The organism is Streptosporangium minutum, from assembly GCF_002149035.1.
Taxonomy (GTDB): Bacteria; Actinomycetota; Actinomycetes; order Streptosporangiales; family Streptosporangiaceae; genus Streptosporangium; species Streptosporangium minutum.
This window is the reverse complement of the sequence record NZ_NGFP01000070.1, coordinates 1-16,620: the sequence shown is the minus strand read 5'-3', so window position 1 is coordinate 16,620 and position 16,620 is coordinate 1. Positions and strand designations below refer to the sequence as shown.

The window sequence follows — 16,620 nt, the reverse complement described above, 5'->3', positions numbered from 1 at the left end:
ATGTCCCCGAAGTGATCAATGTCGGCATAGGCTCGCCACTGACGCCGATCCGATCTGTGAAGGATTGAACGCTGTGACGACGCCGCCGACTCCGCCCGCCGCCCCGAGCTCGTCCAAGGTCCGGTGATCCGCAAGCGCGCCGCGCGGCCCACGCGGCGAATCGACGTGACTCGTCTTCCCGAGGACATCGTGGCGCTCATCGACGCCCTCCAGCCCGGCGAGAACCTGGCCGTCACGAGGGACGGCCACTCGATCGCGACGATCTCCAGCACCGTCGACATGCTTCAAGGCGTCATCGTCGATCGCGGCACGCCGGAGGAGGCCGACGACCAACCACCGATCGACTACGACAGCGTGACCGTCGTCGCCACCGCGATGAAGCTGTCGGCGGCGGCCCGGATGTCGCTGTCCACCCAACTGGGGGCGGACTACGTCGTGCTCGACATGCACGCGGCTCCCGCAACGGCCGACGTGCTGCTGGCACCACCGGGCAGCCCGCAGTTGATCGCCAGTCTCCGATCGATGTTCCCGAAAGCTCGTGTCATCGTCACCGAAATCGAGGACCACGAGCTCGGAGTCGATTACCACGGTCCGGTCCGACGCCTGCTCAACGCCGGCGCCGACGCCTATTTGCCCGCGACGAGCGTCCCTCGTCTGGCCAGGCAGCTCGACTACACGCTCACCCATGGGCTTCAGCTCACCGGCGGGGTCGCCACGCCGCTGGAGATCGCACCGACCACGGAGCCACCAGATCCCGACGACGGCTGACCCCGCTCATCCTGGCGGTGAACCACGAGATCAACTCGTCCGTCGAATGCCCGACGCCCCAGCCGCGGCGAGCCTACCTGCCTGACGTGCCTTGACGGCCATCAAGCAGCTGACCAGCCAGATCGCTTGACAACCCTGGACAACGATCGCCGCGGGACAATGATCTCCCCGTGCCCGCCGTGGAGCGCTGCGAGTCACGCGGAGCCCCACTTGATCCCGGAGCGGGCCCGTCGTCGCTTGCGGGGCGGTCTAGGAATCCTCATCGTCCCTGCTGCCCGCCCGCCGCGCGGCCAGCTCGTCGCCGGCCCCTTCCATACGTCCTATTCGGGCGCGGACCTCGCTCAGCTGCTCATCCAGCTGCCGGCGCAGCTGCTGCAGCGGGGTGGCGACGTCGGGGGCGGGATGGACATGCACCACCGGGCGACGGCCGATCCTCCGGAAGACGAACACCGACAGCACCGCCCAGTACACGACGGCGACGCCGCCGGCGAGCAGCTGCCCACCGACCGGGCTGGCGCTGTAGACCATCGCGACCGTACCGGCCCCGTACAGCACCCAGGCCAGCCGTGCCCCCCAGGACTTCGTCAGCAAGCAGATCAGCCACAGGATCGGCCCGGTGAGCGTCCAGGCCGACCAGATCGCCTCAGCCCCCGCGGGCAGGCCGGCGGCGTGGGCGGTGATGTAGTCATGGACCGGTTCGGTGACGACCTCGGTGAGGTTCCAGTCGGCCACCCGCTCCAGCGCCCACCCCAGCCCGGCGGCCAGGCCTTGAGCCACCGCCAGGGTCAGGCCGCCCAGCACCGTGACCACCAGCCATATCAGCAGGATCACGGTGATGGTCACGGCCACGACGCAGGCGATGACGATCCAGGTCTTCACGGCATCGGCCTTGCGAGGATCGTCGTCGAACTGCTCGCTGACCCACCTCTGGAGCTGTTCGTACTGGTCGACGATCCAATCGGCCACTTTCACCAGCATGCGGATCTCCTCGGGGGGACAGAGCGCCACCGCCTCCGATGTTTCCCCGCTCCCACGATCCTCACCCGGAGTTGGCCGAACCTGGCCGCAGCCGGACACGGCTGTCGCCGCTGAGAGCCTCGAACGGACACCGGCCCGCCTTCCCCAGGGCTGAGGAGCCTGCGGACAGCCGCCGGCGCTGAGAACGATCATGGAGTCTCGGGCTGAAGGGCCGGCCGGACAGAACAGTAGCTCTGTCCAGTCTCCGGAACCGGGGCCGTGACGGGGGCCTCACACGTCGAATTCGCAGCTTGAGTGCGGCGCTGTCTCGACGCCAGGACGAACGGTGCCGTAGGCCACCCGCGCCGTCATCGCGACCGTCCCCGCCATGACGACGACTGTAGTGATCACTCACCTGGCGGACGGATCGCGCAGGATCGGACACCCGGTGCTGGAGATTCGCCTATCTCCAGACGCGGCCAGTCGGCGAGGTCTCGCAGCAGCTGCCGGTCGTGCGTGGCGACGACGACGGCGGCGCTCGTGTCGCGGATCGCGTCGGTCAGCTCGTCGACCAGCGCCGGCGACAGGTGATTGGTCGGCTCGTCGAGCAGGATCAGCCCGGGCCGACCGGCCAGCGCGAGCGCCAGGTCGAGGCGCCGCTGCTGCCCCTGCGACATCCGCCCGACCGGCGTGCGCATCGCATCGGAGTCCAGCAGCCCAAGCGCCCCGAGCGGGACGGCGTCGGCGTCGCGCAGTGCCTCGCGGGCCACCAGCCGTCCCAGATGGCGGGCGTACACCTCGCGGGCGGTGAGTCCAGGGTCCTGCTCGGCGGTCTCCTGGGTGACCTGGGCGATCCGGGTCCCCTGCGCCGTCCGGACGTGCCCGTCGGTGGGCTCGAGCGAACCGGCCAGCACCGCGAGCAGCGTGGACTTTCCAGCACCGTTCGGTCCGGTGACGAGCAGCCGGTCGCCCCCGTCGAGGGTGAGGTCGACCGGACCGGCCAGTCGCCCGTCGACGGCGACGCCGTGCGCACGCAACTGCGGCGTCCCCGGCCGGACGCCCAGGTCCGGCCACCGCAACGCCGGCGGCGGCTCCGGCACGTCGATGCGGTGCGCCCGCAGGGCGTCCTGCCGGCGGTTCAGGGCCTGCACGACGCCCGGTGCGCGGGACTGGCGCTGGTGCCTGCCGGTCCCCTTGTCGGGCCGCCAGCCGGTGGAGAGCCGGTCGCGAGCCCTCGACACCGCCTCCTGCAGCCGCCGGTGCTCGGCCTGCTGCTGCTCGTGGTCCTGCTCCCAGCGCTCACGCTCGCGACACCGGGCCTCCTGCCAGGCGTCATAGCCGCCGGCGTACAGCCGCGGCTTCCCGTCGCGGGTCGCATCGAGGTCGAGGAACTGGTCCGCGACGTCACGCAGCAGCGCCCGGTCGTGGCTGACGACGGCGAGGCCGCCATCGTGCTCGCGCAGCCTGCGGGTCAGGAAGTCCAGCCCGCCGGCGTCAAGGTGGTTGGTCGGCTCGTCGAGCAGCAGCACGTCGTGCCGCGCGCCGAGCAGGCACGCCAGCCGCACCCGGTAGCGCCGGCCGACCGACAGCGTCACCAACGGACGGTCGCGGTCGGTGCAAGCGCCGAGGGCCTCGAGGGCGACGTCGATGCGGCGTTCGGCGTCCCACGCGTCGAGCCGGGTGGCGGCGTCGAGTGCGGCGGCGTAGCGGTCGTCGGCGGTGGGGTCGCCCTCGGTCATGGCGAGGGTCGCCTCCTCCAGCGCACCGAGGGCCGCGAGCGACGCGGCCAGCGCCTCGGACGTCAGGGTGGCGACGGTCTCACCGTCTCGCGCGGACAGCTCCTGGCGGGCCAGGCCGATCGTGCCGGTCCGGTGCACGGCGCCTTCGTCCGGCGTGATCAGTCCGGCGAGGGCGTGCAGCAGCGTCGTCTTGCCGCGGCCGTTCTCGCCGACGACGGCGACCCGCGACCGGGCGGAGACAGTGATCGAGACGTCGTTCAGGACACGCCGGGACCCGCGGGTGACGGTGACGCCCGTGGCGCGGACGTGTGCGCTGTCGCCCGCCTCGACCGGCAGGGACATGGTTTCGGAATTCGGGTCGAGGTTCAACGGTGCTCCGCAGCTCGCAGTGGAGCCGGGCAGCAGGAAGCGGCCGCCCGGCGGGAACCGGGACGGCGAGCGCGGATTCAGCAGGAAGAAGGCGCCGCCGTCAGCGGGCGGAGCGGATCTTCTGCGACCAGATACCTCGTGCCATGACGGTCACGTTAGCAGCCCCGACACCTTTGCTCGTCGGGATCTCGCCCGCTCGTGGCGCGCGACACGGCCCAGAACTCGTCGACCGTCGTTGACGGTCGTCACGCCTGGAGGCTGGGCGGCCTGGCCTCATTGGCCGGGCCCTCGCGCCGGTATTCGCGGCCGTTTCCGGCATGCCCGGTGTTGCCTGCGCCCGAGAGGCTGGATAGTGTTGCTATCCAATATTTAGATAGCTTCACTATCCACGGGGTTGAAGATCATGTTTGACATCGTCATCGTTCTCGCGGGCGCCCTGCTGGGCTTCCGGCTGCTGGGCGCGCTCGGCGTAAGCCGGTTCGCCACCTGGCGGGTCAGTGCGGCACACGCGATGGCGGTCATGCTCGTCATGACGGCCAGTGCGCATTTTGTCCCCGCGAGTGTCGAGGTCATGCCCAATCACGCCGACCTGGTGGGGATGGTGCCGCCCTTCGTGCCGTACCCCGGCATCATGGTCTACACGACCGGCGTGCTGGAACTGCTCGGCGCCGCGGGGCTCGTCCTGGCCGCGACCCGGCGGGCCGCCGCGCTCTGCCTCGTGTTGCTCTTCGCGCTGCTGCTTCCGGCCAACGTCTACGCCGCGGTCGCCGATGTGCCGTTCGGCGGCGACGAGGCGACGCCGTTGTGGGTGCGGATTCCGGAGCAGCTGCTGTACATCGCCGTCGCGCTCTGGGCGGCCAGGCCGGTCCCCGACGGGTCCACCCGTGTCATGCGCCGGGAACTCGCCGGCTGAATCCGGAGTGGGCCGGACGGCGCCACGAGAGGCCCGCCGGCGATGCCGCCCGGCTCCACCAGGGCGCCGGCCACCGCGTCCGGCGGCGCGTGCAGCGCCGTGACCGGGTCCGGTGGCCGCTCGGCCAGGGCGCCGGGCCGGCCGCCGCGGAGGCCGATCTCGAAGCGGTCCTCGCACACGTGCTGCCGCCCGGTGCCGCGGCGGCGCCCCGCTCCGGGCCGGAACCACCGAGCACTGGGAATGTCCACCGACGGGTAGCACAGAGTCATATGGGCGTTTTGTGAAAAATATACAAGAAGGCGTTCCTGGCCGGTGATGATCCAAAAGCGGGAGCGGGAAGGCCTGTGTCAGCACCTCCGTTAAATGTGAAAAATAACGGCTCCATTACGCTTTGGCAGCAGTTTTCGTTAGATATGGATTAATGCCGGTAGAGAACGTGAATTTACCGGCGGGCCTTCCGGATACGCGGAGCCGTATGTGAAAGGCGCCCGGCTTCCACGGCCCCGATTGTGGGCCGGGGTTCCGGAAGGCGACCGCCCGGCCGGTGGCTCCGGCCCGCGCAACCGCGGTGTGCACTCCGCGAACGCGTGAGACGACCCGGTCTCCGGACATGGGGCGGCCCCGGCTCCAGGTGCGGAGCCGGGGCCTGTGGAGCGGCGGTCCTTTCGCGTTACGGGGCGTTGTAGCCCAGGGTGTAGGAGCCGCTGCCGCTGTAGGCGTAGACGCGGTAGCGGTAGAAGCCGGCGGTGCCGTTGTAGGTGAAGGACTCATCCGGGTTGGCCGAGGTGCCGCTGGCCACGGTCGACCAGGTGCCCAAGCTGCTCCGCTTCTGCAGGTACAGGTCGAAGTCGGTGCCGTTCGGGCCGTCCAGGCAGGCCGAGTGCGTTCCCGAGGTGGTGGTCTGGAAGCCGGCCGTGCTCGGCTGGTAGACGCTGGCTCCCGAGGAGAGGGTGCCGGTGTAGGTGTGCTGCTTGCCGGCGCACGGACCGCTGCCGCCGACGTTCAGGGTGAACGTGGCCGTCCTGTCGACGCTGGTCCCGTCACCTGTGACGACCACGTTGTACGTGCCGGACGCGGTGCCCGCCGGGACCGTGATCGCCAGGGTGGAGGAGGCGCCGGAGGTCACCGACGGCGGGGTGAAGGCGGCGGTCGCGCCCGAGGGCAGGCCGGACGCCGAGAACGTCACGCTCTGCGCGGTGCCCGAGGTCGTCTGCGTGCCGACCGTCGTGGTCGCCTGCTGGCCGGGCTGGACGCTCGCCGACGTCGGGTTGAGCGTCAGGGAGAAGTCGGGGCCCGACGAGCACGAGGTGGGCTCGTTCGACGCCGCGGGGACGCTGACCGCGGTCCAGGCCGCCTTGGTCGCGTTGAACTCGGTGCAGGAGCCGGGGAACAGCTGGACCGCCGCCTCCAGCGAGGCCTTGCGGACGAGCGAGTGGGTCCAGGTCGTGGTCTTGCGCTGCAGCGCGCCCATGAAGATCTGGCCGGCCTTCTGGATGCCGATCCCGGTGAGGGTGGAGCCGTTGCAGGTCGGGCTGACCGGCTGACCGTCGGTCGGGTTCGTGCCCTGGGCGAGCAGGTAGAACCAGTGGTTCTGGACGCCCGCTCCCGCGTGCACCTCCATGTTCGGCACCGAGGCGGAGTAGCAGTCGGGGTGGCCGGAGATCTGCGACGGCTTGTGCATGTAGCGGATCGGCCCGCTGCCGACCAGGTTGACCTCCTCGCCCACGCTGAAGTCCGGCGGGTCGTACTGGGCCGGCTCGTTGGCGTAGTACTCGGTCAGCGCGCCGAAGATGTCACCGGTGGACTCGTTGAGCCCGCCCTTCTCGTTGCTGCCGGTCGAGCCGCCGGGCGTGGTCTGGAAGATGGCGTGGCCGTACTCGTGGGCCACCACGTCTATCGGGGTCGCCTGGCGCTGGCTGTCCTGCGAGCGGCCGAAGTTGGTGTAGCTGCCGTTCCAGTAGGCGTTGACGTCGGACAGGCCGACCCTGGCGGGGAAGCCGCCGCCGGTGCCGTTGAACCCGCTACGGCCGAGCCAGGCGCTCAGCATGTCCCATTCCTTGCCCGCGGCGTGGAGGGCGTCCACGCAGGCGGTCTCCAGGTCGGTGCCCGAGCCGTTGCCCCAGTTGTCGTCGGGGCCGGTGTAGGCGCTGCCGTTCTGGCCGCCGCAGCGGACGCCCGTGCGGACCGGGTCGGTCATGGAGTTCGTCGTGCCGGACGTGGTGCCGATGGTGACCGGGCCGTTGTAGTAGCCCGTCCCCTGACCGGCCATGACCTCGTCCGACTTCTCGACGACCTCGCCGGTCAGCGCGTCGACGAAGACGTGCATCTTGCTCTCGCGGCCCTTGTCCGTGCCGCTGACGACCACCTCGTAGGCGAGCCGCCCGGAGCCCTGGGCCATCACCGACAGCTTGGGCGTGGAGACCTCGGCGGCGTCGGTGATCTCGGCCTTGGCGATCTCCGCGGCCTTCTGCGCCTCCACCTTCGGGGTGGTCCCGACGTTCAGCGGCTCGGTCTGGGCGACCGACGTGCTCAGCACGCCGCCGGTGGAGTTGGTGACGACGACGAAGTCGCCGCCGTAGACGGGCAGGCCGGCGTAGGTACGGGTGTAGGGGACGTAGTTGAGTCCCCCCTTGCCCGACATGGCGCTGCGGCGCTGGAACTGGTCCTTGACCGAGGCCTGCAGGACGGCGGGCTCGGCCTCGACCAGACGGTCAGCCGCCTGGGAGGGGGAGTCGGGAGGGGCGATCGACGGGGCGAGGACGGTCAGTCCGGCGGCTCCCGCCGATGCGGTGGACAGTGCCACGACCATGCTTGTCGCCGTGGTCACTAGCGCAAACGCGACAGAGCGTTTCACGCAGTACTCCTTCTGCTGAGCGACGGCCACGAGTTCTTTTGGGAGGTAGCCGTGGTCCGTCGAATTGCCTGGATGCGAACCTCCTCGGCGCGTTCACACATGCCGCGCGCTGGCGATGGTGAACGGCCGGGCGGAGAGGCTCGCGGGTAATAGTGGGACTGAGAGGCATTTGACGCCTTCCAGGCGGAGTCGTCAATATTTAGGTCAATAATGTGAAATTCACAGTTTGGCGGTCAATTGTAGGATTTATGAACAATGCCTGTTCAGTACGGCGGCGGCCTCTCCGGACGGGGGCCGGTCCCGCGGCCGGTGGGACCACCGGTGCCCGGCCGTCGCTCGTCGAGCGGTGCCCGGCCGACCTCGCCCTCGCCGATCGGGGGCCCGGAGGGGACGCCCCGCCGGTCTCGCGGTCAGCCGGTCTCGCGCCCTGCCGGTCTTTCGCTCCGTCGGTCTCGCGGTGACCCGGTCTCGCGGTGACCCGGTCTCACGTTCCGCCGGCGACCGCGCGGTCAGCCGGCGGCCGCGCCCGGCCGCAGCGCGCTCACGAGAGTGCGCAGTTCGGGTACGCGCAGCAGGTGGGCGACGAGGGCGTAGAGGCCGGCGCCGACCACCGAGACGGTGAGCACGGTCACCAGGGATCCGGTCCATCCGCCGCCCGCCATGCCTCCGTGGCGCAGGGCGTGGGCGACGAGCGCCCCGGTGCCGCCGGCGGCGAGGGACGCGGCCAGCATCCGGGCGTGGCTCCTGAGCAGCCTGTGCCCGTCGATCCGGCCCAGCCGGTGGCGTAGAACGGCTCCCGCCGCGGCGAACCCGATCGCGTAGGCGGCCGCGTAGCAGGCGGCCAGGCCGACGAGAAGGTCCTGGGCGGGCAACGTCCGGGAGAGCGCGACCGACGAGGCGATCGTGACCACGGCGACGCCGACGTGGATGAGAGCGGGGGTCCGGGTGTCATGGAGGGCGAAGAAGACGCGCAGCATGATCTGGTAGCCGGCGAAGGGGACCAGCGCGAACCCGAAGGCCGCCAGGACCGAACCGGTGAGACGGGCCGCTCCGGCCGAGGCGTTCCCGTGGGCGAACAGCAGCGTGGTGATCTGCGGTCCGAGCACGATGAGCGCGGCGGCGACCGGCATGAGCACGACCGCGGTGAGCCGCAGGCCGTGGGAGAGGTCGGCGGTGATCCTGGCGAGGTCCCGTCCGCCGGCCGCCGCGCTCATCCTCGGCAGCACTCCCGTGATGACGGACACCGCGACGACGGCGTAGGGGAGCTGGAAGAGCGTGTAGGCGTTCTGGTAGACGGCCACCGGACCCGGGCCGGCGCCGGACGACGCCAGCCGGGTCCCGACGGTGAGGGCGGCCTGGGCCGCGATCACGTAGAGCAGGGTCCAGCCGGCCATGCGGGCGGTCCGGCGGAGCCCGATGCCTCGCGGGTCCAGCCGTAGCCGCAGGGGGAACCCGCTCCGCCGGAGCGCCGCCGCCAGCACGAGCGTCTGGACGGCGACCCCGGCCGTGGTGCCGAGCGACAGCAGCAGCGACTGTCCCGGGGTCAGCGCGGAGAGCTCGTCTCCGCCTCCGACCAGGATGTAGCCGAGCGCGGTGGCGATGACCACGATGTTGTTGGCGACCGGCGCCCACATCGGTGTGGACAGGTCGCCCCGCGCGTTGAGAATGGCCGCCATACCGGTGCCGAGGCCGTAGAGCAGGATCTGCGGCAGGAAGTACCTGGTGAGAAGGATCGCCAGGTCCCGCTGTTCCGGGCTGAACACCGGTGCGTAGAGGTCCACGATCCAGGGGGCCGCGGCCACCGTGAGGACGACGGTGGCGCCGAGGACGTAGACGATCGTCGACAGCAGCCGCTGGGCATGGAGATCGCTGTCGACGGCGGGTTCCGCGGCCGCCCGGATCAGCAGGGGGACCATGACGCCGGCCAGCGCGCCGCCGAGCACCAGCTCATAGATCGTGTTCGGGGTCATGTTCGCCACCGTGTAGGCGTCGAGCAGCCGGCTCCCGAGGCCCAGCGCGGCCACGAGCGCCAGCGTCCGGAGGAAACCGGTGACCCGGGAGGTGAGGGTGGCCAGCGCCATCGTCCGGCCCGTTCGGATGAGACGCGGCTGCTCCGTCATTCCGATCCGTCCCCTTCGCCCGGCATGTGCGGAGTGGGCAGCCTAGCGCGGCGGCGCACCGGTGATCAGGTGTTCCCGGCCGGAGCACTGCCGCCTCCGCCGGAGGTCCCGGTGACGCCTCGGTGAACGGCCGCCGGCCGCCCGGACTGCCCCGACCCCGCCGTCCGGCCAGGTCGGCGCCTCCGGGAGGCGGTGCGCGGCCGGTTCTCCCGGCGTCCCGGGCGGTTCCGCGCCGGTGGGCCGAGAGGCTGAAATTTTCTTTTAGGACACCTCGAAGTCTTGAAACTTGTAACCATTGCGCGATTGAGTTCGCTCGTGTCCCCAAGTCACCACCCCCGCATGATGGCCGCGGCCCTGCTCGCCCCGTTACTCGCGTTCAGCGCGGCAGCACCCGCCCAGGCCGATCCGTCGCCGTCACCCTCACCGACGCGACCGGAGCAGACCCTCGTAGAGGACGCGCCGCAGGCGTCGTCCTACCAGGCCCCCTCCACGCTGCTCGTCGCCCCCGGCGCGCGGCAGCTGGACACGGCCAAGAAGACCCGGCCCGTCGCGCCGGGGATCTCCCTCACCTCCTTCGACCGCTACGACACCGCGGGCTGGCTCCGCGCCGACGCGATCGCCGCGGACCTCACGGCCGGCGCGAGCGTCGACTACGTGTACTCGGGCGAGGTGTCGAAGACCGAGCCGCTGTCCGGACCGGCGAAGCGGTCCCGGGCCGTCGCCGCCGTCAACGGCGACTTCTTCGACATCAACAGCTCCGGCGCGGCGCAGGGCATCGGCATCCACGACGGAGACCTCGTCCAGACCCCGATCGCGGGACACAACAACGCCGTCGCGGTCACCGCCGACGGGGTCGGACGCGTCCTGCAGATGCACTTCGACGGCACCGCGACGCCCGCCGGCGGCACCCCGATCACGCTGACCCAGTTCAACCAGCTCATCCAGGGCAACGGCGTCGGCCTGTTCACCCCGCTGTGGGGCTCCTACGGCCGCGGGCGCGCGGTCGAGGGCGCGGCCGCGGTCACCGAGGTCGTGCTGGAGGGCGGCGTCGTCACCGAGGTGCGCACCTCCGCGGGCAGCGGCCCGATCCCGGCGGGCACCGCGATCCTGCTCGGCAGGGACGCCGGAGCGAGCGCGCTCGCCGCGCTGAAGCCGGGCGACCGCGTCGAGGTGAGATACCGGCCCAAGCCCTCCGAGGGCGGCGCGGTCAGGGCGGCCGTCGGCGGCAGCCAGATCCTCGTCAAGGACGGCGTCGCGCAGACCTCCGCCGACGCCACCGCCCACCCGCGCACCGCCGTCGGCTTCTCCGCCGACGGCCGGAAGATGTACCTGCTGACGGTCGACGGCAGGCAGGCCGACAGCAGGGGCGTCACGCTCACCGAACTCGGCGCGATGATGGCCGAGCTCGGCGCGCACGACGCGCTGAACCTCGACGGCGGCGGCTCCTCGACGATGCTGGCCCGGGAGCCCGGCTCCGCCGACGTGCAAGTGGAGAACAGTCCCTCCGACGGCGGCGAGCGGCACGTCCCCAACGGCCTCGCGCTCTACGCGCCCGCGGGCAGCGGCAAGCTCAAGGGCTTCTGGGTGGAGACGGCCACCGACCCGGCGCGGGCGCCCGGAGCCGATCCGGTCGGCGGCGGCCGTCCCGACCGTGTCTTCCCGGGTCTCACCCGCAAGCTCACGGCCGCCGGCTACGACGAGACGTACGGCCCGGCGGCGGGGACCCCGTCCTGGCGGGCCTCCCGGGCGGTGCACGGGGTCGTCGGCCGCGACGGCACCTTCCGCGCCCTCGTGCCCGGCCAGACGACCGTCACCGCCTCCCGCGGCGGCGCGAAGGGTGAGATCGCCCTCACCGTCCTGCAGCCCCTCGTGCGTCTCGGCGCGACGTCCGACCGGGTCGGCCTGGCGGGCGTGGACGCCTCGGGCACGTTCGGCGTGGTCGGCTACGACCGCAACGGCAACTCCGCTCCCGTCGAGCCCTCTGACGTGCGGCTCGACTACGACAGGGAACTGCTCGACGTCGCCGCCTCCGAGCACGGCTTCTTCACGGTGAAGGCGAAGAAGGAGACCGGTTCGGGCCTGGTGACCGTACGGGTCGGCGGTTCGAGCGCGGCGGTGCCGGTGACCGTCGGGTACGAGGACGTCCCGGTCGCCGGTTTCGAGGACGCGGCGTCGTGGACGTTCGCGGCCGCGCGTGCGACGGGCTCGCTGTCGGCGGCGCCGGGCCAGAGCGGCGGCGGGCTCAAGCTCGCCTACGACTTCACCCAGTCGACGGCGACGCGGGCCGCCTACGCGAACCCGCCCCAGCAGATCACCGTTCCGGGCCAGCCGCAGGCGTTCGGCCTCTGGATCCACTCCGGCGGCAAGGGGGAGTGGCCGAGCCTGGAGTTCTACGACGCCCAGGGGCAGTCGCAGATCCTCCGCGGCCCGTATCTCACCTGGACGGGCTGGAAGTTCGTCGAGTTCGCGGTGCCGCCCGGGGTGAACTACCCGCTGAAGCTCCGGCGCTTCTACGTCGCCGAGACCAGGACCGACCAGAAGTACACCGGTGAGATCACGATCGACGGGCTCGTCGCGAAGGTACCGCCGTCGGTGGACGGCCCGGCCGTACCGAAGACGGCCGACCCGGTCATCCGCCCCGGGGCCGAGGTCGCGGCGATGCCGTGGCGGTTCGCGGTCATGTCGGACGCGCAGTTCGTGGCACGCGCCCCCGACAGCGACATCGTCGCCAACGCCCGCCGCACCCTGCGGGAGATCCGGGCCGCCAAGCCCGACTTCCTGCTCATCAACGGCGACCTCGTGGACGAGGCGTCGCCGGACGACTTCGCGCTCGCCAAGCGGATCCTGGACGAGGAGCTCCACGGCGAGCTGCCCGTCCACTACGTGCCCGGCAACCACGAGGTCATGGGCGGCAAGATCGACAACTTCACGTCGGTCTTCGGCGACACCTACGGCGGCTTCGACCACAAGGGGACCCGTTTCGTGACCCTCGACACCTCGCGGCTGAACCTGCGCGGCGGAGGGTTCGAGCAGGTGGCCATGTTGCGTGAGCGTCTCGACGCGGCGGAGAAGGACCCGTCGGTCGGCTCGGTCGCCGTGCTGTTCCACGTGCCGCCGCGCGACCCGACGCCCGGCAAGGGCAGTCAGCTCGGCGACCGCAAGGAGGCCGCGCTGGTCGAGGGCTGGCTCGCGGACTTCCAGCGCACCACCGGCAAGGGGGTCGCCTACATCGGCGCCCACGTCGGGACCTTCCACGCCTCGCGGGTCGACGCCGTGCCGTACTTCATCAACGGCAACTCCGGCAAGAACCCGGCCACGGCGGCCGACGACGGCGGCTTCACCGGCTGGTCCCTGTGGGGGGTCGACCCGGTGACCGAGCGGGAGGCGGACCACGTCCGGCGCAACTGGTTCGTCGACGCGCCGGCCTGGATCGGCGCGCAGGTCCGCCCGCACGTCGACGCGCTGACCCTCACGGCACCCGCGTCGGTGGAGGTCGGCAAGCCCGGCCAGGTCTCGGCGACCCTGGCGCAGGGCGACCGCACGGTGCCCGTCGCCTACCCCGCCTCGGCGGACTGGTCGGGCTCGCCGAACCTTCACGTCGGCACCCGCGCCGGCGCGAAGGCGCGCCACGTCGCGGTGCTCGATCCCGCCACCGGGACGCTCACGGCGCTGCGCGCGGGACAGGTCGTCGTCGCGGTCACCGTGAACGGCGTCACCCGGCAGGCGACGGTCGCGCTGTCGGCGCGTGCGGCGGCCTGACCCGGCCTGACCCCGGCTGCCCGGCCTGGTCCTGGTCGACAGGCCGGTACGGCCGCCGACGAGCCCCGTGGAGTACGGCCGAGCCGTACTCCACGGGGCTTGCCGCATCCACGGTCCAGAGGCTCGCGCCCGATGTGGCCGTCAATCGGTCCGCGCCGTGCTCCGTCCGGCGCCGCGCCGGTCCGCCCGGAGGAGCGCGAGCGCGGTACGGCTCAGCTATGGGAGAGACCGGGATGGTCCGGCCGGCACGCGAGACGGTTCACCGCCACCGTGCGGCTCGCTGTGGTCAGGGGGTCAGGCGGGCGCCGCGGCGCCAGACGGCGCGGATGTCGAGGGTGTCGGAGACGGTGGTGGTGGGGTCGCCGCCGACCAGGAGGAGGTCGGCGCGCAGTCCTTCGGCGATGCGGCCGCGGTCGTCGAGACCGAAGCGGCGTGCGGGGGTGGCGGTGGCGGAGCGGAGCGCCTCGGCCGGCGTGAGGCCGGCCTGGACGAGGTACCGCAGCTCGTGGTGGACGCTGGCGCCGTGCGCCAGGCCACCGAGGAACGGCAGCGGCACCGAGGCGTCGGTGCCGGTCAGGAGGTCGACGCCGGCGTCGCGCAGGGCTTTCACGGAGGCCAGAACGTCATGGATGTTCCCGTGCGGATAGCGGTCGAAGCTTGAACGCAGAGTCTGCAGCCAGGCCTGGTCCAGGCGGGACGACACACGCGGGTCGGTCGCGAACTCGGCGCCGGTGATGCCCATCATCGAGGCGTTCAGCACCACGCAGGGGACGACGAACGCGCCCGACCCGGCGATCAGGTCGATGATCTCGTCGGTGTGCGGCCGGTCCATGAACAGGTGGACGAGGCCGTCGATGCCCGCCTCGATCGCCATCTTCGTCGCGTCGACGGTGAGGGCGTGTGCGACGGTGAGCATGCCGTGCCGCTGAGCTTCGGCGACCCCGGCGTTCAACGTCGCCTGATCGAGCATGGGCAGTCCCGGGTGGCCTTCGACCGTCCCGTCGTCGATCATGAACTTGATGTAGTCCGAGCCGCGGGCCACCAGCTGCGGGATGTAGGCGACCGCCTCCTCCGGCGTGGTCGAGAACGGCATCAGCGGCGGCTCGCCCTGGGGCGGCCCGCCCGCGCCGCGTCTGCCGGGGTCGAAGTCCTCGGGAAACAGCTCGCTGGGGTGCCCGCCGGGCGGGGTGATGCCGAACCCGGCTGAACGGACGTCGGCGAGCGTGTCGTTCTGGCTGATCCGCTCCCGGTCGTCACCCGAGGTGCCCTGCATCTCCAGCTCGGTGGTGACGCCGAAGGTGAGCGCGAGCGCCAGGCTCTGCTCGTTGGTGTGCACGTGCGCGTCGATCAGGCCCGGCAGCAGCGTGCCGCCGCCGCCGTCGACGACCTCCGCCCCGGCAGGGACCTCTCCCCCGACCGCGCTGATGATCCCGGCGTCGACCACGACGGTCGAGGCGTCCAGGACGCGCTCCCCGTCGAAGACCCGCACATTGATGATCGCTGTCGCCATGATGCCCTCCTGGTTGCTCCCTTGCCCTTGCGACTATATCCAGAATCATTACGAATTTATAATCGCTATGACTTTGGCATTGGTTCAGGAATCTGGATAGGCTGAGCCCGTGCACACCATGGGGCGCCGCGAGCGGAAGAAGGCCCAGACGCGGCAGGCGCTGAGCGACACCGCGCTCAGGTTGTTCCTCGAGCACGGCTACGACAGCGTCACGATCGCTCAGATCGCCGAAGAGGCCGACATCGCCGTCGCGACCGTCTTCGCCTACTTCCCGGACGGGAAGGAGAGCCTGATCTTCGATGACGGCGTCGAGCGCCGCGACAGGCTCGTCGCCGCCGTCCGCGACCGGCCGGAAGGGCAGCCTGTTCTGCGGGCCCTGCGCGAGTTCCTGGCCACCCGCGGCCCGTTCCGCGTCGACCCCTCGCCCCAGCACCGCCGCCGCACCGAGCTGGTCATGGACACTCCCGCGCTCCGCGGATACCAGGGCAGGCTCTGGACCAGGAGCCAGGACGCCCTCGCCGAGGCCATCGCGGACGAGTCCGGCCGTGACCCCGCCGACATCACCGTCCGCGCCCTGGCCCGCTACGTCCTGGAGATCCCCGACCTGGCCGCCGGCGAACCCGACCCCCGCCACGCCCTCAACGCCGTCTTCGACCTCCTCGAATCAGGCTGGCCTGCCCCGTAGCTCCGGGGGTACGAGTCGCCCCGCCGGCCCATGGCGATGAGGGGTGCCCCGGCATCGGGGCACCCCTCCGGCAAGACTTTCAGTGATCTTCTAGCTGCCGCAGTGTTCGAAGGGGCTGTCGTAGCTGGACGTACCGGCCTTGCCGCCCCACTTGACGCACTTGCCGGCCGCCGGCGCGCGCACCGGGCCGGCGTAGTAGGCGAAGCTGCCGCTGTCGGTGACGCGGGTCTTGCCCTGCACCTCCAGGTAGGCGGTGGTGGCGGTCGCCGTGCCGATCGAGGTGCTCTTGACGGTGGCCACGCAGTTGTAGCCGTTGGAGCCGTTGTACAGCAGGTAGACGGTGCCGGCCGAGCCCAGCGCCGCGGAGTCGACGGTCTCGTAGCCGGCGCCGCAGATCGACTGCGGGGTGTGCGGGTTCGTGCCGCCGCCGCCGTTGACGTACTGCATGTATCTGGTCCAGTCCCAGTTCGGGCCGGGGTCGGTGTGGTCGTTGCCCGGCACCTCGGCGTGGCCGACGATGTGGGCGCGGTCCTTGGGGATGCCGTAGCGGTCGGCGACGTTGCGGGTCAGCGCGGCCGAGGAGCGGTACATCGCGTCGGTGAACCAGGAGGCGTCGTTGACGTAGCCCTCGTGCTCGATGCCGACCGAGCGGGTGTTCCAGTCGCGGGCGTGCCAGGCCCGGTCCTTCTCGCGGACCATCTGGGTGACGTCGCCGTCGGAGGAGCGCACGACGTAGTGCGCCGACACCTGGGCGGCGGGGTTCTGGAACCAGGAGATCGTGCCGGCGTAGGAGCCCTGGGTGACGTGGATGACGATCCGGTCGATCGCGTTGCTGGAGGGCCGGTTGGAGACGGTGTAGTTGCTGGAGCTGGCGGCCACCCATTTGGCGCCGGGGTAGTCCACGGCAGCTGGCGGCCACCCATTTGGCGCCGGGGTAGTCCACGGC

General features: G+C 71.3%; 10 protein-coding genes. 4 read left to right on the top strand and 6 right to left on the bottom strand.

Going from position 1 to position 16,620, the window contains the following annotated elements:
* Positions 1-165 precede the first annotated feature (165 nt).
* Positions 166-768, top strand: coding sequence for a hypothetical protein (locus tag CA984_RS17105; RefSeq protein WP_242676002.1), 603 nt, complete (start codon positions 166-168; stop codon positions 766-768).
* 249 nt (positions 769-1,017) lie between these two features.
* On the opposite strand, the gene CA984_RS17100 is transcribed toward CA984_RS17105, so the two are convergent.
* Positions 1,018-1,746, bottom strand: a complete 729-nt coding sequence (locus tag CA984_RS17100; protein ID WP_086573408.1) for a hypothetical protein — start codon at positions 1,744-1,746, stop codon at positions 1,018-1,020.
* Positions 1,747-2,132: 386 nt separating this feature from the next.
* Positions 2,133-3,806 (bottom strand): ABC-F family ATP-binding cassette domain-containing protein, encoded by a 1,674-nt coding sequence (locus tag CA984_RS17095; RefSeq protein WP_207620904.1) that lies wholly within the window; start codon positions 3,804-3,806, stop codon positions 2,133-2,135.
* 430 nt (positions 3,807-4,236) lie between these two features.
* On the opposite strand from CA984_RS17095, the gene CA984_RS17090 reads away from it, so the two are divergent.
* Positions 4,237-4,746 carry a DoxX family protein gene (locus CA984_RS17090; protein WP_086573403.1) on the top strand — a complete coding sequence of 170 codons (510 nt, stop codon included), beginning with the start codon at positions 4,237-4,239 and terminating at the stop codon, positions 4,744-4,746.
* Between the two features lie 670 nt (positions 4,747-5,416).
* On the opposite strand, the gene CA984_RS17085 is transcribed toward CA984_RS17090, so the two are convergent.
* Both CA984_RS17085 and murJ read right to left on the bottom strand, forming a co-directional pair.
* Positions 5,417-7,573, bottom strand: a complete 2,157-nt coding sequence (locus tag CA984_RS17085) for a M4 family metallopeptidase (protein ID WP_341351718.1) — start codon at positions 7,571-7,573, stop codon at positions 5,417-5,419.
* A gap of 536 nt (positions 7,574-8,109) precedes the next feature.
* Positions 8,110-9,720 (bottom strand): murein biosynthesis integral membrane protein MurJ, encoded by a 1,611-nt coding sequence (gene murJ, locus CA984_RS17080; protein ID WP_086573400.1) that lies wholly within the window; start codon positions 9,718-9,720, stop codon positions 8,110-8,112.
* Positions 9,721-10,023: 303 nt separating this feature from the next.
* Between murJ and CA984_RS17075 the strand changes: the two genes are divergently transcribed.
* Positions 10,024-13,479 carry a phosphodiester glycosidase family protein gene (locus CA984_RS17075; RefSeq protein WP_242676001.1) on the top strand — a complete coding sequence of 1,152 codons (3,456 nt, stop codon included), beginning with the start codon at positions 10,024-10,026 and terminating at the stop codon, positions 13,477-13,479.
* Between the two features lie 286 nt (positions 13,480-13,765).
* Here the strand turns inward: CA984_RS17075 and CA984_RS17070 are convergent, their stop codons facing one another.
* Positions 13,766-14,989 (bottom strand): amidohydrolase family protein, encoded by a 1,224-nt coding sequence (locus tag CA984_RS17070; RefSeq protein WP_086573398.1) that lies wholly within the window; start codon positions 14,987-14,989, stop codon positions 13,766-13,768.
* Positions 14,990-15,107: 118 nt separating this feature from the next.
* On the opposite strand from CA984_RS17070, the gene CA984_RS17065 reads away from it, so the two are divergent.
* Positions 15,108-15,674 carry a TetR/AcrR family transcriptional regulator gene (locus CA984_RS17065; RefSeq protein WP_086573395.1) on the top strand — a complete coding sequence of 189 codons (567 nt, stop codon included), beginning with the start codon at positions 15,108-15,110 and terminating at the stop codon, positions 15,672-15,674.
* A 90-nt stretch (positions 15,675-15,764) separates the two neighbouring features.
* Here the strand turns inward: CA984_RS17065 and CA984_RS17060 are convergent.
* On the bottom strand, positions 15,765-16,620 hold an 856-nt coding region (locus CA984_RS17060; protein WP_133061695.1), incomplete at its 5' end, for an N-acetylmuramoyl-L-alanine amidase.